Annotated in this window: 17 protein-coding genes and 1 tRNA gene; 12 read left to right on the top strand and 6 right to left on the bottom strand. The window is 64.5% G+C overall.

Annotated elements, in window-relative coordinates; genetic code table 11:
• The first annotated feature begins 5 nt into the window (after positions 1-5).
• Entirely contained in the window at positions 6-752 is a 747-nt protein-coding gene (locus ACYVRZ_RS06045; RefSeq protein ID WP_461225638.1) for a histidine phosphatase family protein, read from the top strand.
• Complete coding sequence (gene brnQ, locus ACYVRZ_RS06050) at positions 745-2,076, top strand: branched-chain amino acid transport system II carrier protein (protein WP_461225640.1); 1,332 nt, start codon at positions 745-747, stop codon at positions 2,074-2,076. Before ACYVRZ_RS06045 ends, brnQ begins: the two co-directional genes overlap by 8 nt.
• Positions 2,077-2,152: 76 nt before the next feature.
• Here brnQ and ACYVRZ_RS06055 read toward each other — a convergent pair whose 3' ends face one another.
• The gene (locus ACYVRZ_RS06055) at positions 2,153-2,407 is read right to left on the bottom strand and encodes a DUF2187 domain-containing protein (RefSeq protein WP_461225809.1); all 255 of its coding nucleotides are present in this window, start codon (positions 2,405-2,407) and stop codon (positions 2,153-2,155) included.
• Between the two features lie 180 nt (positions 2,408-2,587).
• Between ACYVRZ_RS06055 and ACYVRZ_RS06060 the strand changes: the two genes are divergently transcribed.
• The 3 genes from ACYVRZ_RS06060 to ACYVRZ_RS06070 all read left to right on the top strand — a co-directional run bounded on the left by ACYVRZ_RS06060 (position 2,588) and on the right by ACYVRZ_RS06070 (position 5,196).
• Entirely contained in the window at positions 2,588-2,932 is a 345-nt protein-coding gene (locus ACYVRZ_RS06060; RefSeq protein ID WP_461225642.1) for a hypothetical protein, read from the top strand.
• Positions 2,933-3,316: 384 nt separating this feature from the next.
• Positions 3,317-4,126, top strand: coding sequence for a Cof-type HAD-IIB family hydrolase (locus tag ACYVRZ_RS06065; RefSeq protein ID WP_461225644.1), 810 nt, complete (start codon positions 3,317-3,319; stop codon positions 4,124-4,126).
• A gap of 77 nt (positions 4,127-4,203) precedes the next feature.
• A complete protein-coding gene (locus ACYVRZ_RS06070; protein ID WP_461225646.1) occupies positions 4,204-5,196 on the top strand; it encodes an aldo/keto reductase in 993 nt (330 codons plus the stop codon).
• 245 nt (positions 5,197-5,441) lie between these two features.
• Here ACYVRZ_RS06070 and ACYVRZ_RS06075 read toward each other — a convergent pair whose 3' ends face one another.
• The 3 genes from ACYVRZ_RS06075 to ACYVRZ_RS06085 all read right to left on the bottom strand — a co-directional run bounded on the left by ACYVRZ_RS06075 (position 5,442) and on the right by ACYVRZ_RS06085 (position 8,852).
• A complete protein-coding gene (locus ACYVRZ_RS06075; RefSeq protein WP_461225648.1) occupies positions 5,442-7,958 on the bottom strand; it encodes an excinuclease ABC subunit UvrA in 2,517 nt (838 codons plus the stop codon).
• Between the two features lie 95 nt (positions 7,959-8,053).
• A tRNA-Thr gene (locus ACYVRZ_RS06080) sits at positions 8,054-8,126 on the bottom strand.
• An 84-nt stretch (positions 8,127-8,210) separates the two neighbouring features.
• Entirely contained in the window at positions 8,211-8,852 is a 642-nt protein-coding gene (locus ACYVRZ_RS06085; protein ID WP_461225650.1) for an HD domain-containing protein, read from the bottom strand.
• 68 nt (positions 8,853-8,920) lie between these two features.
• Between ACYVRZ_RS06085 and ACYVRZ_RS06090 the strand changes: the two genes are divergently transcribed.
• The 4 genes from ACYVRZ_RS06090 (at position 8,921) to ACYVRZ_RS06105 (ending at position 12,241) form a co-directional block, all read left to right on the top strand.
• Positions 8,921-9,334, top strand: coding sequence for a MarR family winged helix-turn-helix transcriptional regulator (locus ACYVRZ_RS06090; RefSeq protein ID WP_262315635.1), 414 nt, complete (start codon positions 8,921-8,923; stop codon positions 9,332-9,334).
• Between the two features lie 791 nt (positions 9,335-10,125).
• Positions 10,126-10,800 carry a CPBP family glutamic-type intramembrane protease gene (locus ACYVRZ_RS06095; RefSeq protein WP_461225653.1) on the top strand — a complete coding sequence of 225 codons (675 nt, stop codon included), beginning with the start codon at positions 10,126-10,128 and terminating at the stop codon, positions 10,798-10,800.
• Between the two features lie 96 nt (positions 10,801-10,896).
• Positions 10,897-11,553: a B3/B4 domain-containing protein gene (locus ACYVRZ_RS06100; RefSeq protein ID WP_461225655.1), complete on the top strand. Its 657-nt coding sequence runs from the start codon at positions 10,897-10,899 to the stop codon at positions 11,551-11,553.
• 202 nt (positions 11,554-11,755) lie between these two features.
• Positions 11,756-12,241: a helix-turn-helix domain-containing protein gene (locus ACYVRZ_RS06105; protein ID WP_461225657.1), complete on the top strand. Its 486-nt coding sequence runs from the start codon at positions 11,756-11,758 to the stop codon at positions 12,239-12,241.
• Positions 12,242-12,282: 41 nt separating this feature from the next.
• Here ACYVRZ_RS06105 and helD read toward each other — a convergent pair whose 3' ends face one another.
• Entirely contained in the window at positions 12,283-14,571 is a 2,289-nt protein-coding gene (gene helD, locus ACYVRZ_RS06110; RefSeq protein ID WP_461225659.1) for an RNA polymerase recycling motor HelD, read from the bottom strand.
• 720 nt (positions 14,572-15,291) lie between these two features.
• Entirely contained in the window at positions 15,292-16,530 is a 1,239-nt protein-coding gene (locus tag ACYVRZ_RS06115) for a glycosyltransferase family 2 protein (RefSeq protein ID WP_461225661.1), read from the bottom strand.
• 765 nt (positions 16,531-17,295) lie between these two features.
• Between ACYVRZ_RS06115 and trpS the strand changes: the two genes are divergently transcribed.
• The 3 genes from trpS to ACYVRZ_RS06130 all read left to right on the top strand — a co-directional run bounded on the left by trpS (position 17,296) and on the right by ACYVRZ_RS06130 (position 19,914).
• Positions 17,296-18,312, top strand: coding sequence for a tryptophan--tRNA ligase (gene trpS / locus ACYVRZ_RS06120; protein ID WP_461225663.1), 1,017 nt, complete (start codon positions 17,296-17,298; stop codon positions 18,310-18,312).
• A gap of 163 nt (positions 18,313-18,475) precedes the next feature.
• A complete protein-coding gene (locus tag ACYVRZ_RS06125; RefSeq protein ID WP_461225664.1) occupies positions 18,476-19,063 on the top strand; it encodes a LemA family protein in 588 nt (195 codons plus the stop codon).
• A gap of 8 nt (positions 19,064-19,071) precedes the next feature.
• A complete protein-coding gene (locus tag ACYVRZ_RS06130) occupies positions 19,072-19,914 on the top strand; it encodes a TPM domain-containing protein (RefSeq protein WP_461225666.1) in 843 nt (280 codons plus the stop codon).
• Positions 19,915-20,263 lie beyond the last annotated feature (349 nt).

The raw sequence follows: 20,263 nt of genomic DNA on the forward strand, positions 1-20,263 counted from the left end.
GGACAATGACGATGACAGAAATCTGGCTGGTGCGGCATGGCCAAACCGAGTACAACCGGCAGGACCGGGTTCAGGGGATGGCCAACTCCGCGCTGACGCCCCGAGGGGTGGCCGATGCCGATGCCTTGGGCCGCGGCCTGGCGCGAGCGGGGGTCCACTTCGATGCGGCCTGGGCCAGCGACCTGACCCGCGCCGCCGACACCGCCCGGCATGCGCTGGATGCCGCGGGGCAGTCGCACTTGGCGCTGACGCTTCACACCGGGCTGCGGGAGGAGAATTACGGCAAGTTCGAGGGGCAGCTGACCGATGACTTCGCCCAGGCGGTCTTCGGCCTGCCGGACTTTACCCAGGCCTTGTTGGACCACCGGTTGAGCCTGGCGCAGATTGCCGACGCGACCTACGCCGCCAACGCCGGGGCCAACGGGGCGGAGGATAACGCGATGGTGCAGCGGCGCTTCGACGCCGCGATGCGCGACATCGTGGGTCAGGCCCCAGGCCAAAACGTGCTGGTGGTCGCCCACGGCACGGTGGTTCTGATGTGGCTGGCGCTTTTGGGCTTTGACACCCACGGCCAGGAGATGCTGCACAACTGCAGCGTGACGCGGGTGTCCTGGGACGGCTCGCGCTTCACCGTCGGCGCCTTCGACGACCTGAGCCTGGTGGCGGCGGGGCGGCGCGTCGCCGCGGCGGCCAGTGCGACCGCTCGCCGCAACGGCGTCGCGGGTTCGGCCGCAGGGTTGCGGCATGGGTAGCGCGAAGCCGACGCCACGGCAGCTGTGGGTGATCGGGGCGATGCTGTTCGGCCTGTTCTTCGGGGCCGGCAACCTGATTTTCCCCGTGTTCGTCGGGCAGCAGTCCGGGGCCAACCTGCCCTGGGCGATGGTCGGCTTTTTGGCCTCCGGGGTCGGGCTGCCGCTGCTCGGCGTTGCGGCCATCGGGCTGACCGGCAGCAATGGGGTGTTCGAGCTGGCCGCCAAGGTCGGGCGGCCGTTCGCGTATGTCTTCACCATCGCCTTGTACCTGTGCATCGGCCCGGCGTTCGCGCTGCCGCGGCTCGCGTCGATTTCGTATGAGGTCGGGTTGGTGCGGTTCGTCGCACCGGGGTCAACGCACTGGGCGTTGGCCGCCTACTCGGTGCTGTTCTTCGGGACGGCGTGGTGGTTCGCCCGGCGGCCGAGCCAGATTATGACCTACGTCGGCAAATTCCTGACGCCGGCCTTCCTGGTGACGCTTGGAGTGTTGCTGGCCGCCGCGGTGTTCAAGCCGCTGGGCGGCGCCGGGGCCGCGGTCGCCGGCTACCAGAGCCAGCCTGTGACCACGGGCTTCACCGACGGCTACGCGACGATGGACGCGCTGGCGGCCTTAGCATTTGGCATCATCGTGGTCGATGCGATTCGCGGCCTGGGCGTGACCGCCCCCAAGGCGGTGGCCGGGGCCACGATTCGCGCCGGGGTGCTGGCCGCGACCTTGATGGGCGTGGTGTACGTGCTGTTGGCGCTGCTGGGTCAAAACGCCTTGGCTCGCTTTGGTCGCGCGGCCAACGGCGGCCCGATTCTGGCCAACGTCGCCCATGCCTACTTCGGCGACTTCGGCAACGTGCTGTTGGCCATCATTGTGGTACTGGCCTGCCTCAAAACGGCGATCGGGCTGATTACGGCGTTCGGCGACACCTTCAAGGCGCTGTTCCCGCGGCTGCCTTACCAATTGGTGATCGGGGTGGCGACCGTGGTACCGCTGGTGTTCGCCAACGTCGGGCTCGACCGGCTGTTGGCGGTGTCGACGCCGGCTTTGATGGCGCTGTACCCGCTGGCCATCGTGCTGATTGCCTTGGCGCTGGCCAGTCCGTGGCTCGGCGAGTCGCGCTGGCTGTTCGGCACGGTGATGCTGGCGACGGCGGGGCCGGCCCTGCTGGATGGGCTCAACGCGCTGCCGGCGGCCTGGCAAGGCGGCTGGGTCGGCCAGCTGCTGGCCCTGGCGGCGCATCTGCCGGGATTTGCGGTCGGGCTGGGCTGGTGCGTTCCCGCCGCCATCGGCCTGGTGGTCGGGCTGGGTCTGGCCCGTCACCGCGCCGCCTGAAGACACGAACGGCCCGGGGCAAAGCGCCTCGGGCCGTATTTCATGTCTAGATTAATGCGCCAAGCGTGGCGGCTGGCTACTTCTCTTCCGCTTCGGCCGGTTCTGGGTTCGGGCGGCCGCCGCCCAGGTTCTTCACAATCGCCTTGAAGTTGATTACGATTTTGAAGTTCAGCTCCGCGGCGTTTTGCTTGTCGGCGGATTCGTAATCGGTGATGGTCAACAGCGCCGAGTTCTCGTAGACCTTCTGAACGGTGCCGGTGAATGGACGCTCCATGTCCTCCTTCACCTTCACGGTTAAGGTGTCGCCGAGGTGGATGTCTTCCTTCTTCAACAGAATCATTTCCTTTCACGACTCAATGGGTCTTCAATTGATAGGGAGCATAGTATAACAAGCGATTGGATAAATCAAGTGATTTATCGCTTTTCTTAACGTTTCGTTAGGATTTGCCAACAGCCGGGCACAGGAATATGCTAGGGAGGAACCTTATACACGAAAGGACGGCTGTCGACAATGGCAGATGGAACGTTGACCATCAGCGAATTGACCCCCGACGCACAGCATGCAGCGGTGGAATCGTTCGCCAAATTTTACTTGGATAAGTACCAGCACGAGGGACTCGACCTGTTCGCGCAGATCGATACCAGTGGCCACATCGCGGATATCAATCAGTGGCTGGTTGATAACGTGAACTTTCTTCACGACGAGAAGTTGCAGGGCCTGGTTCAAAACCGCAGCGATAACTTCATTGCGCTGCTGAAGGTCCTGAAGTCAACCTTCAACGCGAACGGCATTCCCGACATTCCGTGGCAGACTTGGTTCGACCGCGAAATCGCCGCGGTGGCCCAAGGACGCTAACGCTTCACGCCTCGCGGTGCGGGGCGCTTTTTTTGTCCCAGAGCGAAGCGGGGCGATTAGGCGAGCGGCCAGCGTGGGGCTGGGGTTTGAGGCCCGAACTTGGCCTCAAGCACCGGCCCTAGCTGGACGTGTCGCCGATGCCCCGCGAAGCTCGACGACCCAGAGCGAAGAAGCGCGGGTTTAGCGGCTCGGGTAGCCTAGCCGTGGTGCTTGGGGCCCGGGCTTGGCCCCGAGCGCCGGGGCGTCGCTAGCCGCAGCCGCGTTGCGCCGCGTAGCTCGACGATCCAGAGCGAAGCGCGGGTTTAGCCGGACGCGTGAAAACTCGCCGTGCCCAAACCGGGGTCTGAGTGGTAGGCTAAAGGAAGCACGAAAAGGAGGCACACGATGGACAACCCATACCTGATTGTCAGCGACGTCGATGGCACCCTGGCCTACGACGCCGCGACGATATCGGCTGGTACCAAGGTCGCGGTCAACCGGCTTTTGGTGGCCGGCCACCTGTTTTACCTCGCCACCGGGCGCATGTATAATTTAGCAGCTTTGATGGCGGCGCAAATCGGCCCCGGGGCGGAGATTATCGCGGCCAACGGCGCCGTATATGATTTCGGCGGCTCGCGGGTGCATCACCTGCTGGGCCAGCAGGCGATCACCGCGATCGAGGCCGCCTGTGCGGCACACGACCTGGCCGCCTTGTACTTCACCGACGACATGGTGTACTACACCACGCCGCCGGCCCAGGCCATTCAGGACATGCTGACGCACTTCGCGCCGGACAGCGCCCAAGTCGGGGTCGCGCAGCTCGACGCGGCGGCGCTTGGCCAACGCGCCGCCGTCATCGCCAATGCGATTGTTTTTTCCCTGGACGATCCGGCTGCGCTTTCCGCCGTGGCCGCTAAGCTGAAGCGCGAGCCGGCGCTTGCGGTGTCGGCCAGCGACCCGACCAACCTGGAGCTGATCCCGCACCAGGTCGACAAGGCCAACGCGATCGCCGAGTTGCAGGCCAAAACGGGCATTCCACCGGCTCGCACCATCGCGTTCGGCGACGGGCTCAACGACCTGGGGATGCTTCAGGCCGCCGGCATCAGCGTCGCGATGGGCAACGCGGTGCCGGCGGTCAAGGCGGCGGCGCGGTACCAAACCGCCAGCAACAAGGAGGACGGCGTCGCGCAGTTTTTGAACCACTTTTTCGCCTGAGTGGGTTTAAAGTTGCAAGCGCAGGCCAGGCGTGAGACGCTTAGCTGGGCCGAAGCGGCCCGGAAAGGATGAGTTCAATGTACAAAGCGAATGACACGAGATACGACGGCGTGACCCCGCGGCCGCTGGGCAAAAGCGGCCTGGTGCTGCCGCCGATCGCCCTGGGGCTGTGGCAGCATTACGGCTCGGCCGACCCGTACGCGGCGCGGCGCGATGTGATTCTGGACGCGTTCGACCGCGGGGTGTTCCACTTCGACGTGGCCAACCACTACGGCGACGGCGACTTCGGCTCCAGCGAGACGCTGCTCGGCCAGGTGCTGGCCAGCGACTTGCGGCCGTACCGCGACGAGTTGGTAATCGCGACCAAAATCGGCTACGAGATCCACCCCGGCCCGTTCGGCACCGGCACCAGTCGCAAGGCGATTCTGCAGGGCATCGACGACTCGCTGGGCCGCCTGAACCTGGATTACGTCGACCTGCTTTACGCCCACCGCTTCGACGCCACAGTGCCGGTCGCCGAGACGGTGCGGGCCCTGGACGACGTGGTCAAAGCCGGCAAGGCCTTGTACATCGGCGTGTCGAACTTCGACACCCCGCAGGCTCAAGAGGCGATCGACCGCTTCACGGCGCTCGGCACCCCGTTCGTGGTCGACCAGATGAGCTACAACCTGTTCAACCGCGACGTCGAGACCTCGGGGCTGCTCGACACGCTGCGCCGCGCCGGCGCCGGCCTGGTCGCTTACGGGCCGCTGTCGGAAGGCCTTTTGTCCGACCGCTACCTCGCGGGCATTCCGGACACCTTCAAGATTCACCCGACCAACCAGCAGACCTTCGCTAACGGCAAGGCGGCGGTGGTGCAACGCCTCAACCAGCTCAATGACCTGGCCCAGGGCCGCGGCCAGACGCTGGCTCAGATGGCCTTGGCGTGGCTTTTGCGCGACCCAATCGTTGCCTCGGTGCTGATCGGCACCACCAGCACGGCTCACCTGCAAGACAACCTGCAGGCGCTGGATCACTTGGCCTTCACCGCCGACGAGCTGGCGGCGATCGACCGGCTGACGACGCTGTAAGCACCAGGCACTGAGCCAGACCGCCACGGCAGGGCCGGCCGCTTCTTAGTAGGCTGGGCGGGTCTCCCGCTGGCGCTTGCGCCAGAATGACGTCAAAAGCACCCCGGACACCGGCAGCTGACTGCCGGGTCCGGGGTGCTTTTGTCTGAGTAACAAAATTTATTTGCAGTTAATCGATAGGCGGTGCGAGGTCGCAAGAGAGTGCATCGACGGCGCGAATGATAGGTGCGGCCGCCGCGATAACATTATTTAACTGATTTGGCCTCAGCCAGGCCGAACTGGGCGAGGTGAGCGGCGAGAAATTCGCCGGTGTGACCGCTGCTTTGGGCGATGGCGGCCGGGCTGCCGGAAGCGACAATCCGGCCGCCGCGACTGCCGCCTTCCGGGCCGAGGTCCAGCAGGTAGTCGGCGTTGGCCATCACGTCCAGGTCGTGCTCGATGGCCAAGACCGTGCCGCCTTGGTCGATCAGCCGCTGGAACACTTCCAGCAGGGTCTTGATATCCAGCGGGTGGAGCCCGACGCTCGGCTCGTCGAAGACGAACAAGGTGCCTTTTTGGGTGCGGCCCATGTGAGCGGAGAGCTTGAGGCGCTGGGCCTCGCCGCCGGACAGGCTCGGGGTGCTTTCACCCAGGTGCAGGTAGCCCAGCCCCATGTCGTGCAGCGTCTGCAAGGCGGCGGCGACGGCGGGTTGATCGGCCAAAACGGTCAGCGCGTGATCGACATCCAGATCCAGCAGGTCGGCAATCGAGTAGCCGTGCCAGGTCACCTGCAAAACGTCCGGGTTGTAGCGTTTGCCACCGCAAGTCGGGCAGGTCTGTTGCATGTCCGGCAGGTACTGGATGTCCAGGCTGATGCTGCCGGTGCCGCCGCAGGTCGGGCAGGCGCCGGCCGTGACGTTGTAGGAGAAGTTGCTGGCGGTGTAACCGGCCGCTTGGGCGGCCGGCTGCGCGGCGAAAAGCGTCCGCAGGTGGTCGAGAATCGGGGTGTAGGTTGCCACGGTGCTCCGAATGTTTTTACCCACCGGGGCGGCGTCGATGGCGACCACGCGCCGCAGACCGCCGCGGTGCAGGTCCCGCACGAAGGCCGGCGCCGGCTGGCTGCGGGTCGCGGTTAAAGCCGGGACCAAGGCATCGAACACCAAAGTCGACTTGCCGGCGCCGGAGAAGCCGGACACCACCGACAGCCGGTTGACCGGAAAGGCGGCGGTGAGGTTGTGGAGGTTGAAGCGGTCGGTCACCGTCAGCCCGAACGTCTTGGACGCAGGTGCCGCCTCGGGCCGAACGCGCAGCTGCGCGGTGCCGGTCAGGTAGGGGCCGATCAACGAATGCGGCGCCGCCGCCAGCTGCTGCGGGGTACCTTGGTTGATCAGGCGACCGCCACCGGCGCCGGCGACCGGGCCAATTTCGAGCACCGAATCGGCGGCCTCGATGATGGCGGTGTCGTGGTCGACCACCACCACGGAGTTGCCCTGGGCGACCAGGCCGCGCATCACGGCGATCAGCCCGGCCACGTTGGCGGGGTGCAGCCCGATCGACGGCTCGTCGAGGACGTACAAGACGCCGGTGGTTTGGGTGCGAAGCGTCCGGGCCAGCTGGATGCGCTGCAGCTCGCCGGTCGACAGGCTGGCGCCGGCGCGGTCCAGGCTCAGGTAGTTGAGCCCCAGGTCGATCAAGGGCTTGAGAATGCCGGCGAGCTCCCGCAAAATGTCGTGGGCCAAGGGCTGCATGGCCGTTGGCAAGGCGGCGTAGACCTGGGGGATGAAGGCGCTCAGCTGGGCCAGCGTCATCGCCGAGACCTGCGCGATGGTCTGCCCGGCCAAAAGCTGGGTCAAAAGCTTGGGGTCAAAGCGGGTGCCGTGGCAGGTCGGGCACAGGCCGAAGACGTAGAAGCGGTTGAGCCGCGCAATCGCGCGTTCGTTGGTGGTGGTGGCCATCGAGTCCAGCACCGCGTTGTAGGCGTTCTCGTAGACGGCGTTGTCCATGTGGAAGATTTTCCCGGTTTTGGACGGAATATTGATCGCGTAATGGTTGCGCGGTCCGTGCCAGACAAAATCCTGCTGGTCCTGCGGCAGTTCTTGGAAGGGCGTGTCGATGTCGATGCCGGCGTATTGGGCGACGATCTGCATGAAGTTGCGCCCGGGCAGCCGCCAGGAGGCCACGGCGCCGTCGCGGATGGTTTTGGTTGGGTCGGGAATCAGCCTGGTTTCGTCCAGGTGCTTGGCCTGGCCGGTGCCGTCGCAGGTGGGGCAGGCGCCGACGGAGTTGAAGGCGAAGCTCTCGGCGCCGTACAGCGGAAACACCGCCCCGCAAACCGGACAGGTCAGCGTCGCGTCCTTGCCGGCGACGTCCATCGCATGGGCGATCTCAAGCGTCGCCGGCAGCTGGTGGCCGTTGGGGCAGCGCGGCGAGCCCAGCCGCGAGAAGGCCAGGCGAATCACGTTCAGGGCCTCGGTCGTGGTGCCGACCGTCGAGCGAATGCCCGGCACCACCGGCCGCTGGCGCAGCGCGATGGCGCTTGGAATGTGCTGAATCGAATCGACCTGGGCGTGGCCGACCTGGCCCAACCGGCGCCTGGTGTAGGTCGACAGGGCCGAGACGTAGCGGCGCATGCCCTCGGCGTAAAGCACCCCCATGGCCAGAGACGACTTGCCGGCGCCGCTGGGCCCGGTGATGGCGACCAGCTGGTGCAGCGGAATGGTGACGTCGAGGTGCTTGAGATTGTTGACGTGAGCCCCCTTGACGATGATGTCTGTTGGATTCATAACGCGGCCTTCTTTGCTTACTTTTATTCCATACTACCACAACAAAAATCCCGCTGAACGAATTCAGCGGGATTCACGCGTGTATTTCTAGCTTCTGCCGTCTACTGGATTCGAACCAGCGACCTCATCCTTACCATGGATGCGCTCTACCTACTGAGCTAAGACGGCATGTTGTCGTAAAACAACTGCCTGATTAATATACAATATTTCCGCGTGGGGTGCAACCCTTTGACCGAAAAAGTTTGTGGTCGCTTAACTTTGCCCGTCCCACTCGGCGTGAAACTCGGCGAGAAAGTCCTGCATCACGGCCTGGCGATGGGCGGCCAGGCGCTTGGCCGCCGGCGTGTTCATCAGGGCAGCGAGCTTCAGGAGCTTCTCGTCGAAGTGGTTCAAAATGGTGCTTTCGGTACTCCGATAACCGGCCGCGTCCAGTTTCTCCCGCGGTCGGATCGCCGGGTCGTACAGCCGGCTGCCGTGAGCCCCGCCGTACATCATCGTCCGGGCGATGCCGATGGCGCCGATCGCGTCCAGCCGGTCGGCGTCTTGCACCAGCTGGCCCTCGAGGCTCAGCGGCTGCCGGCCGGCCAGGCTGGCCTTGAAGCTCATGTGATCGATGATCGCCAAAATCGCGGTGGCCTGCGCCGCCGTCGCCCCGGCCGCGGTCAGCACCGAGGCGGTCGCGGCCTTGGCCGCCGGCACCGAGGCGACCAGCTTGTCGTCGTAGGTGTCGTGCAACAGCGCCGCCGCCACGGCAATCGCTGGGTCGGCCGCCGGTGTTTGGGCCAGCAGGTTGCGGGTGGTGGCGACCACCCGCGTGATGTGATCCATCGCGTGGCCCGAGGCGTCTTGGGCCAGGATGTGTTGGGCGTGTGCCCAAAGCATTTTTTCGTTCATCGTACCCTCCTAATTCGTTGAGTTCCGCTACTGCACCCCGGTACAATTAAGTTAAGGAGGGCGTCGCTATGAAACTCAAACACTTGCAGATGAATCAGACGTTGAATCAGTTCAACCGCCTCAGTCCCGCCATTGACGACACCAAGCGGCCGCTGTCGCAGCAAAACCTGCTGTTCTGGGTGGCCGCGGAAGACCAGCCGCCGACCCCGTCGGCCCTGGCCGACGCCATGGGCCTGACCAAGGCCGCCATCACCAAGATGCTCAACCCCCTGATCGACGACGGGTTGCTGACCAAAACCATGGACGTTCGCGACAACCGCAGCTTCACCCTGTCGTTGACCCCGGCCGGCGAGGCCGAGGTCGCCGCCTTGAGTCCCACGTACTTCGAGCCGATGAACCGCCTGCGCGAAGGCATGGGCCAGACGCAGTTCGACCAACTAATCGAGCTGCTGGAAACGGCGAACGAGGTGCTGATGGATTAGAGAGGGCGGAACACGGCGGGTTTAGCGAACCGAGTAGCGTAGGACTGGCGCTTGGAGCGGTCTTGGCTCCGAGAGCCGGTTCAAGCTAATCGGGTTCGCGTTGCCGGGTGAAGCCCGTTTAGGAGAGGGCGGAAAAGCGCGGGTTTAGCGGAGCAGGTGGCCTAGCGCTGGCGTTGAGGCGGGTTATGCCTCGACGTCAGTGCGTAGCCAGCTGACTACGCGATGCGCTTTGGAGCCCGTTTAAGAGAGGGCGGAACACGGCGGGTTTAGCGAACCGAGTAGCGTAGGACTGGCGCTTGGAGCGGTCTTGGCTCCGAGAGCCAGTTCAAGCTAATCGGGTTCGCGTTGCCGGGTGGAGCCCGTTTAGGAGAGGGCGGAGCCGAACGCTTAGCGGGACGGGTAGCCTAGACGCGGCGTTTGGGCCCGACCTTGGCCCAGGCGACACGGCGTAGCTAGCCGCGTCGCGATGCTCGGTGAAGCCCGTTTTGGAGAGGGCGGAACACGGTGGGTCTAGCGAACCGAGTAGCGTAGGACTGGCACTTGGAGCGGTCTTGGCTCCGAGAGCCAGTTCAAGCTAATCGGGTTCGCGTTGCCGGGTGAAGCCCGTTTCCTACCACCATTGTCTCACCCAGCCACCGCCCGACCGCCTCATGTGGTCGGGTGGTTTGGTGTGCCTTGCGGCGAGGCGTTCGCCCATCCTAACACATTTTGGCCGCGGGGTGGTAGGGCAGAACGGCAGATTCGCGCAGACTGGTGTATAGTTACTAGTAACACCGAAGGGAGTGACGCCCATGCGCCATCAGATTGGCCGCACGGTCGGCCGGCTGCTGATTGTCGGCGGCCTGTTCATTTTGTACCAGCTGGTGGCGGCGTTCGTGCTCGCCCCGAGCCTGATTCGGCCGCAGACCGCACTGGCCAACGCGGTGTGGTTCACCGTGCTGTTCGGCGGCCTGCTGCTGGCCGTGTGGCAGGTCTACCAGCGCTTCTTGAAGACCGAGTCGCCGCAAGTCTACGGGCTGCGGCGGCTCGACTGGCCGGTCGCGCGGTACATGGCGCTGATGGTCGCCGCGTTGGTGCTGATCCAGGTGGCGTCAAGCCTTCTGGTCAGCTGGCAGGTGACGCCGGAGGCCGAGAACCAGACCGACCTGATCAAAATGATGCAGCAGTCGCCCTTGCCGATGGTTTTGATCACCGTGGTCGGGGCCCCGCCGGCCGAGGAGCTCCTGTTTCGCGGCCTGCTGATGCACTGCCTGCCGCACCAGGACCGCGTTGGCTGGCGGGTGGCCAGCAGCGCATTGTCGGCGCTGCTGTTCGGCCTGGCCCACACCGGGTTCGACGATCCGCTGAACCTCGCGATTTACGTCGCCATGGGTGGGGTGTTCGCCGCGACTTACGCCTACACCCGAGACCTGCGCTACGACATCGGCCTGCATTTTTTGAACAATTTCGTCGCCTTGTTCCTGTGAGAAAGGAGCGTCGCTATGCTGCTTGCCCCGCTTTTTGAAAACGATGTGCCGACCCCAGCCATTGCCTGATTCTAAGTCAATCGCTGAAAGGACATCATGATGTACATCAATTTGAATTCAAACGTCGCCGCCGCGGGGCTTACCCCGTTCGCCTTCACCTTCTCTGGCGCGAACGCCGAAGACGCCGCCCAACTTTGGACCACGGCCCTCACGCCGCTGATCGCCGGTTGCCCGTACGAAACGCCGGCCGCCGTCGCCCAAGACCCGGCCATCGCCGCCATGCGAGCGGTCTACAAGCGCCTGGGCAAGGACCCGTCGCGCTACCGGCCGTCGCAAGAGGCACTGTGGCGGCGCATTGCCCAAGGCAAGGGGTTGTACCAGGTCAACCGCGCCGTTGACCTGAACAACTACCTGTCGCTGCGCTTCAGGGTCAGCTGCGGCCTGTACGACCGCACCGCGCTGACCGCGCCGCTGACGGTGACGGTCGGTGAGCCCGGCCAAAGCTACCCCGGCATCGGCAAGGGCAGCATCGACTTGGCTCACCTGATTGTCGCCGCCGACGCGGCCGGTCCATTCGGCAGCCCCACCAGCGATTCGCGCCGGGCGATGGTGACGCCGGCGACCACCGACTTTCTGCTGATCGCCTACGCGCCGCAAGCGCAAGTCGATGCGGCCGCCTTCGTCTCGGCCCTGACGACGCTGGCGCTGACGACGCTTGACAGCCGCGACGTCTGCGCCGTGGCCGTCGGCTGAGCGGCCGCGAACCGCGGCGGCGATTGGTTGATACAACTATTTGCCCGTTGTCACCGGCTGGTGGCGACGGGCTTTGAAGTCAGGACCCTGCGCAAACGCGCAGGGTTTTTGTGACGCCGAGATTCTTAGCCGTTATTTCCCGGGAAATAACCTGGGCAAGTCGCGACGAATCTCGTAGACTGAAGTCAGTGGAGGTGGCGAGATGTTTGGAGAAAGACTGGCGGCGGCACGTCGCGCCAAGGGGCTGACTCAGGCCCAACTGGCGACGACGTGCTGCGTTGCACGGCAAACCATCAGCAGTTGGGAGAACGGTCGCAGCTACCCGGACCTGGCGTCGCTGGTTCGCATCGGGGACGCTTTGGGCGTCAGCCTCGATGCGCTGCTGAAAGGGGACGCCGCCATGCGAGCGGTGCTCGCTAAGCGCGAACGGCTGGTGGCCGACAGCCGGTGGGTGTATTGGGCCTGCTACGGCGTGTTTGCGGCCTTAATGCTTCTGCTGACCCTGCCGTGGCCGTCGCCTTTTGCCATGGGGTGGGGGGCCAAGTGCGTCGGCTTTATCTTACTGTTCCTCAGTGCCGCAACGGTTGAGCGGAGCCGGACCGTCTTGACCAAATTGTCAGGTCGCCGGTGGTTGGCGGTGCGGCCCGGTCGCCCGGTCAGCTACGGCCGGCCGCGGTGGCGCCGGTGACGACAAGGGCCGCCTCGCAATCGCGAGGCGGCCCTTTGGTGTTAAGTCGTTGCGGGAGTGGTGGTTGGCACCCGGTCGTACAGCGCGGCTGGCAGTGCCGCGATCAACGGGCTGACCGCGTCCAGCGCGATCAGCACCAGGGTGTGCAAGGCCCGGGTGGCAAGCGTGTAAAGCACGTCGCCGTCGCCTTTGGCCGCGAAGGTCTTGGCCGACACATCGAAGCCGACCACCGCGTCGAACTCCAGCCCCTTGGCCAGGTACACCGGCAGGATCACGCAGCCGGTGTGCATCTGGTGGTCGGCCGGCGTCAGCAGCGTCACCGCCACGTCCAGCTGCAGCGTGGCGAACAGCTTGGCGGCGGTGCTTGCGTCGCGGGTCAGGATCGCCACGGTGTGGTTGGCGGCCAAAAGCCGCGTGACCGTGGCGATTAGCGCGTCGCGGTAGCCGGCTCGCGGCAGCACCATCAGGCGCGGCTTGGCACCGTCGCGGTTGAAGGCCTGAATGTGGGAGCCGTCGGGCAAAAGCGCCTTGGCGAACTCGGTGATCGGCCGCGTCGAGCGGTAGCTGCGCATCAGGTCGACCTGGTGAACTCGCAGCCCGGGAAAAATGCGGCCGAGCTCGCGGCGCAGGTCCAGGGCCTGGTAGCCGCTTGAGAAGACGTCTTGCTTGGCGTCGCCCAAAAGCGTCAGCTTGGCCTTGGGGAACGCGTGGTGCAGGTAGCGCAGCTGCACCTCACTGTAGTCTTGCATTTCGTCGATGAACACGTTTTGCATCCGGTGGTTGGCCCCGCCGCCGGTCAGGGCGTCGCGCAGCCACAACAGCGGCGCGGCGTCTTCCAGCCGCAGCACATGCGCCTCCAGATCCGCGCGGTAGGCGGCGACGGCGACGGCCCAGACCTTGGGTGCGACCGGGGCGACCGCCGCGTCGAGGAAGCGCCCGTACTCCTGATAGGCGTCGAGGAAGTAGTCGTTGTAGATCGCGTCGTAAACCGGGGCGTCGGCCTCTTCCACCAGCTGCCGGGCCAAAAAGGTCGCCTCGGCGTCGGCGCTGGCGAAGCGGTGGCCGCCCAGCCGCCGCCGCGCCTCCTCCTCGGACATGCTGCCGAGCCGCGCTTGGACCCAGTCGTCGCCAAGCGCCATGCCGATGCGCAGCTTCAGCCGGCGAATCAGCGTGTTTTTGGTGTCCAGGAACTTGTTGGCGGCCGTCGCGGTCGCCGGCTGGGCCGCGTAGATCTTGGCAATCGTCTTGGCCGAGAAGAAGACCTCGCCGTTAAGCGTGATGTCGACGAAAAACGGCACCCGCTCGGGCCGCTTCAAGTAGGCGTCGATCAGATCCAGGTAGCGGGACTGCTCCTTGAAGCGGCGGATGCGCTGCGCGGCCTCGGGCAGGCCGATCAGGTCGCGTTCGTACCGCTCGAACAGCGTCTCGACGTGCAGCCCGGAGAAGCGCTTGGCGAAAAACTCGTAAAGCGTGGCCTGGCGCGTGTTTTTTTCGCCGAGGCTCGGCAGCACCGCGGAGACGTAATTGGCGAACAGCTGGTTGGGCGAAAACAGCACCATCTGATCGGCGTCCAAGGTCTTGCGGCTGTGGTACAGCAGGTAGGCGACGCGCTGCAGCGCCGCCGAGGTCTTGCCCGAACCGGCGACGCCTTGCACCACCAGGACGTCGGCCGTGGTGTCTCTGATGATGTCGTTTTGCTCCTTTTGGATGGTGGCGACGATGTTTTGCATCAAGGCGTCGCTTTGGGCCCCAAGCACCGCCTGCAGCACCGCGTCGCCGACGGTTTCGTCCGTGTCGAACACGTTGGTGATGCGGCCGCCTTCGATGGTGAACTGCCGCTTGTTCTCAAGCGTGACGGTCATCGGCCCGACCGGCGCCTGGTAGGTCACTGGCCCTAAAGTGCCGTTGTAGTAGACGCTGGCGATCGGGGCTCGCCAGTCGTAAACCAGGAAGCGGTCCTGGCCGTCGATGAAGGTGCCGGTGCCGATGTAAAGCGTCTCTCGCTCGCCGTCTTGCTGAATGTCGATGCGGCCAAAGTACGGCGCCGGCAAAAGCCGGGTCAGCCGGTCCTCCTCGTGTTGCAGGATTGTCTCGTTCTCCACGGCCCGGGCGACCATCATTTTCTGCTGCTGAACGGCCGCGTTGGTCTCCATCCGGTCGTCGATTTCGGTGATGTTGACACGGGTGGCCTCGCCGTAAGCCTGCTCGACGCGGGTGGTTTCTTGATGAGCGGTCGCCTGCTGTGCCTTCACTTCGGCCAGCCGGGCGGTCATCTGCTCACGCACCCAGTCCACACGTGCCTGTTCCTGCTGCTTCGTCTGTTCCTGCATAGGCCCTCCCGACCGGCGGGTTCAATCCGCCGCGCATAATTTGGTTCATCAAGTCTAGGCGTTTTGGGCGCAGATGTAAAGCGGAATCGCGATTGCGTCGCCAACCGTGGCACTTGGGACCAGGCGCGGGTTCCCAGCGCCACGGCTAGGCTACCCGTCCCGCTAAACCCGCCGGCTTACGCTCTGGGTCGTCGAGCTTCAGCCGGCAACGCGAACACGCCTAGCTCGGGCCGGCACTCGGGGCCAAGCCCAGGCCCCAAGCGCCAGCCCAACGCTACGCGGTTCGCTAAACCCGCCGGCTTACGCTCTGGGTCGTCGAGCTCCAGCTGGCAACGCGGGAGCGGCTAGCTAGGGCCGGTGCCTGAGGCCAAGGTCGGGCCTCAAGCCCCAGCCCTGCGCTAGCCGTCCCGCTAAACCCGCCGGCTTACGCTCTGGGGCGTCGAGCTCCGCCGAGCAACGCGGGAGCGGCTAGCTACGCCGCGTCACTTGGGACCAGGTGCGGGTCCCCAGTGCCACGGCTAGGCTACCCGTCCCGCTAGATACGCTCGGCTCCGCTCTGGGTCGTCGAGCTCTAGCCGGCAACGCGGGAGCGTCCAGCTAGGGCCGGTGCCTGAGGCCAAGGTCGGGCCTCAAGCCCCAGCCCTGCGCTAGCCGTCCCGCTAAACCCGCCGGCTTACGCTCTGGGTACCAAAAGACGCCCGCATTTCTGCAGGCGTCTGGTCAGCGTTCGATGTGTTCCCACGCCGAGGTTTGGTTGGTGTTCAAGACGATTTCGCGCGACTTGCCCAGGCACTTGATCAAGGACACGAAGTCGACCACGTTGACGATGTACAGCAGGCAGATGGTGAACGGCGCGGTGACCAACAGCTGCAGCCGTTCGCGGCGCGGCAGGTGGGCATCGGCGAAGATCGCGGTGAACGCTACCAAGGCGTAGACGATGGCGGTGCCGGACATCGTGGTCAGGTCGCTGTACAAGTAGAGCAGGTAGGCCATCAGGCACAAGAACACCGGCTCCAAGAGCATCATCAGCTCCTCGAAAAAGACGATTTTGGGCAGCTTCCACCAGGTCAAAGTCGGGCTGTACTTGGCGAAGTCGCGGGAGAAAAAGAGCCGGCGGTTCTTGGCCAGCGCCTTGAACCGGCCGTACTTCCAGCGCAGCCGCTGGGTCTTGAGGTCGGCGAAGCTGTGAGCGGCCGGGGTGTAGCAGACCACGTCGTCGGTGTAATCGATGCGGTAGTGCTGGTTGCCGAAGTGGTGAATCAGCTTCATCGACAGGTCGATGTCTTCGGTGATCGAGTCGGTGCTGTAGCCGCCGACTTCCTTCAACGCGCTCTTGCGGAAGGTCGAGCCGATGCCGCCGACGATGTACTCGAGGTTCAGCGCCGGTTCGGCCTCCTTGTACTTGTTGCCGATCAGGTACTCGAGCTTTTGAGTGTATTCGATCACGTTGTGGGCGGCCTCGATCACGACGTTGGTGGCCGCGGCGATCAGCGTCGGGTCGGCCTCAAAATGCGCGACCATGGCCGCCAAGGCGCCGGGGGCCAACGCGGAGTCGCCGTCCAGCACCATCACCAGCTCGTGCTCGGCGTAGTTCATGATGCCGTTGTTCAGGGCCCGGGCCTTGCCGGCGTTGGGCTGGTGAACCACGACCAGGTCGGTGAACTCCTGGACCAGCCGGTCGAGGATGGCGGCGGTGGCGTCGGTCGAGCCATCGTCGACCACGATCACCTGCTTGTGCGGGTAGGGGTTGGCGACGACGGACCGGACGCATTTTTCGATGTCCTTCTCCTCGTTGTAGGCGGGGATGACCACGGCGATGCCGGCGGTCGGCAGCGTTTGGCGCTTGGCGGCGCGGAGTTTTTTGGCCTTGGCGAAGTTGGCCACGGCCAGCGAGGTGAAAATCCGGGCGAAGTTGAAGGTTGCAAGACCTGCGACGAACAAAATCATGAGGTGGAACATGGCACCATCTCCTTAGTTGGCGGTCTAAGACCCGCGGGATGTGATGAGTAGGATCAAAAACGAGGCTACGGCAATCAGCAAAAGCGCAAGGCCGAGCGATTCGAGCCAGGGGCTGATGATGCCACCGGGAATGGGGAACGGATTGGCCGGGCCTGGGGCAAGCGACAGGGGCATAGGGTCCTCCTTTGACGGTGATTATTGACTTCATAAGTAATTATAAAATATTTAATGCCGCCGCCGAAAGAAATTCGACGGCGGCCCGGCCAATTAACGCCTGGACCGGCCAACTGACCGGCGCTAAGGTAGGTCGTTCAGGCCGTGAGCGATGGCGGCACTGGCCGCAGGGGCGGGGGGGCAAGCCGCGGCCGACCCGTGCGGCATCACCCGGCGGCGCCGCGGCGATGGGCCGGCCGGCCGTTCTCGCCGCCGCCACGCCCCGGGTCGCCGTTTTCGTTGCCGCCACGCCCCGACGTTGCCGGCGCGTCGGGCCGCCCGGGTCGGCCATGGCAGCGCTTGACACCTCCGGCTGCCCCCCTTAGAATGAAGGCAGACGTCAGTGAACGCGATGAGTAGCGCAAGTGGTTGGTCAGGAAGCCGCCGGGACTGGGAAGGCGACGCAACGCTTGGGTGAATTGGCTCGCGTGAGACACACGGTGGGAGCGCCTTAAGCCTTAGAGGCCGCAATGCGGCAAGATAGGTGGTACCGCGCTCAGCCGCCCTATCCTTGGGATAGGGCGGCCTTTTTTGCAAATAGGAGGAGAAAACATGACCAAACATACGATTCTGACCGGCGATCGCCCGACCGGCCGCCTGCACATCGGCCACTACATCGGCAGCCTGCAAAACCGCGTCGCGCTGCAAAATTCGGGCGCGTACAACAACTTCATCATGATCGCCGACACCCAGGCCTTGACCGATAACGCCCGCAATCCGGAGAAAATCCGCAACTCCCTGATGGAAGTCGCGCTGGACTACCTCGCCGTCGGCATCGACCCGGCCAAGTCCACCATTCTGGTGCAAAGCGGCGTTCCGGCCTTGACCGAGCTGACCATGTACTACCTCGATCTGGTCACCGTGTCGCGCCTGAACCGCAACCCGACGGTCAAAACCGAGATCAAGCAAAAGGCGTTCGGCGAGTCCGTGCCGGCCGGTTTTCTGATCTACCCGGTCTCGCAGGCCGCCGACATCACCGCCTTCAAGGCCGACACCGTGCCGGTCGGCGACGACCAGGAGCCGATGCTCGAGCAGACCCGCGAAATCGTTCGCACCTTCAACCGTACCTACAATAAAGAGGTGCTGGTTGAGCCCGAGGGCTACTTCCCGCCGAAGGGCCAGGGCCGCCTGCCGGGCATCGACGGCAACGCCAAGATGAGCAAGTCGCTGAACAACGGCATCTACCTGGCCGACTCTGCCGACGTGGTGCGGCAAAAAATCATGTCGATGTACACCGACCCCAACCACATCCACGTCGAGGACCCGGGTCAAGTCGAGGGCAACATGGTGTTCACTTACCTCGACATTTTCGATTCGGACAAAGCCAAGGTGGCCGAGCTCAAGGCCCAGTACCAGCACGGCGGCCTCGGCGACGTCAAGATCAAGCGCTACCTCAACGAGGTGATGGACGGCATCCTGACGCCGATTCGCGAGCGGCGCGAGACCTACGCCAAGGACATGGATCAGGTCGCCCAGATTCTGATCGACGGCACGGCCAAGGCCAACGAGGTCGCCAACCAGACCCTGGCCGAGGTGCGAGACGCCATCGGCTTCAACTACTTCAAGTAGCGAGCACTCGCTTGGCGGGTGACCGCGACCCTCTCGCCGGCTTTCGACGCCGTTTCCAGCGTCGGGGGCCGGCTTTGCTGACCGCAAATCATGCTTGGGACTGATGCCGGGTCACGGCGGCATGATACAATGGGGATACTTGAGGACCAATAAGGAGAAAAGTATGCAAAACAAAAAGCTCAGTCCGGTCGCCGTGACCGGCATTGTGATCGGGGTCATCGCGCTGTTCGTGGCGATTTTTGGCGTCACCACCTACAACGGGCTGGCCAAGCAGAACCAGACCGTGGAAGCGCAGTGGAGCCAAGTCGAAAACGTGATGCAGCGCCGCGCCGACCTGGTCCCGAACCTCGTGGCCGCCGTCAAGGGGCAGATGAAACACGAGACGCAGGTGTTCGACGACATCGCCAAGGCGCGTAGCGAATACAGCAGCGCCAGCTCCACCAAGGCCAAGGCCGATGCCGATGCCAAGCTGAACCAAAGCGTCGGCACCCTGCTGAACGTGATTCAGGAAAGTTACCCGGACCTCAAGAGCTCGGGCAACGTCTCGACCTTGATGACGCAGCTTGAAGGCAGCGAGAACCGCATCGCCGTCGAGCGCAAGCGCTACATCGATGACGTCCGCGATTACAACTCAAGCGTCGTCACCTTCCCGAAGAACCTGTTCGCCAACATGATGGGCCTGGGCCAAAAGGCGACGTTCAAGGCCGACCCGAGCGCGTACAAGGCGCCGACGGTTGACCTGACCGACTGAGGCCCGCGATGACAAAACGCGCGTGGTGGCTTTGGTTGCTGTTACTGCCGCTGGCGCTTGGGCTGTTGCGGCCGGAGCCGGCCCAGGCGGCGACGCTGCCGGCTCGCCCGGCGGCGCATTATTACTACGACGGGCTGGGGCTGTTGGACGCCGCCAACCAGTCTTTGATCGACCAGAAGAACCAGTATTACCAGACCACCAGCCAACGGCCGCAGATCGGCGTGGCGGTGGTGAAGTCGACCGGCGGCGACGCGGTCGGTGCGTACGCCCCGGACCTGTTCGCCAAGTGGGGTATCGGTAAAAAGGGCGCGGATAACGGCGTCTTGATCGTTTTTGCCGACAACGACGGGGCTCACAACATGCGCATCGAGGTCGGCTACGGCCTGGAAGACACGCTGACCGACGCGCTGGCCGGCCGCATCCTGAACCAGAACCTCAAGGACATCAAGGCCAAGTCCGACAGCCGCGTCAACAAGGCCATCACCAACGTCTTCAACGCCGTGGCGACCGTGATCGACAAGAAGTACAAGTTCCCCAAGGACCAAAACACGGTGTCCGACGCGCGCATGGCCAGTTACCGCCAGGCGACAGCGGACCGCGGCAGCGACAGCGGATCCAACCTGCTGGTGCGAATCATCGGCTTATTCTTCATCGTCGTGCTGGTCGTAATCTTCCTCGGCCTGGGCGGTGGCGGTCGCGGGGGCCGTGGTGGCCGCGGCTCCGGTTCCGGCTGGTGGCTGTGGTGGCTGCTGGACACTCTGCTGTCAAGCTCGCGCCGCGGCGGCGGTGGCCCGTGGGGCGGCTCCAGTTGGGGCGGTGGCAGCTCCGGCGGTGGCGGCGCAGACGTCTGATTGAGACAGCCAAGGACTCATCCACGGATGGGTCCTTTTTGGTGCCCAGAGCGTAAGCCGGCGCATTTAGCGAACCGCGTAGCGTTGGGCTGGCGCTTGGGGCCTGGGCTTGGCCCCGAGTGCCGGCCCGAGCTAGGCGTGTTCGCGTTGCCGGCTGGAGCTCGACGAACCCAGAGCGTAAGCCGGCGCATTTAGCGAACCGCGTAGCGTTGGGTTGGCGCTTGGGGCCTGGGCTTGGCCCCGAGTGCCGGCCCGAGCTAGGCGTGTTCGCGTTGCCGGCTGGAGCTCGACGACCCAGAGCGAAGCCGAGCGTATTTAGCGGGACGGGTAGCCTAGCCGTGGCGCTTGG

It is taken from the genome of Lacticaseibacillus suihuaensis, from assembly GCF_054785075.1.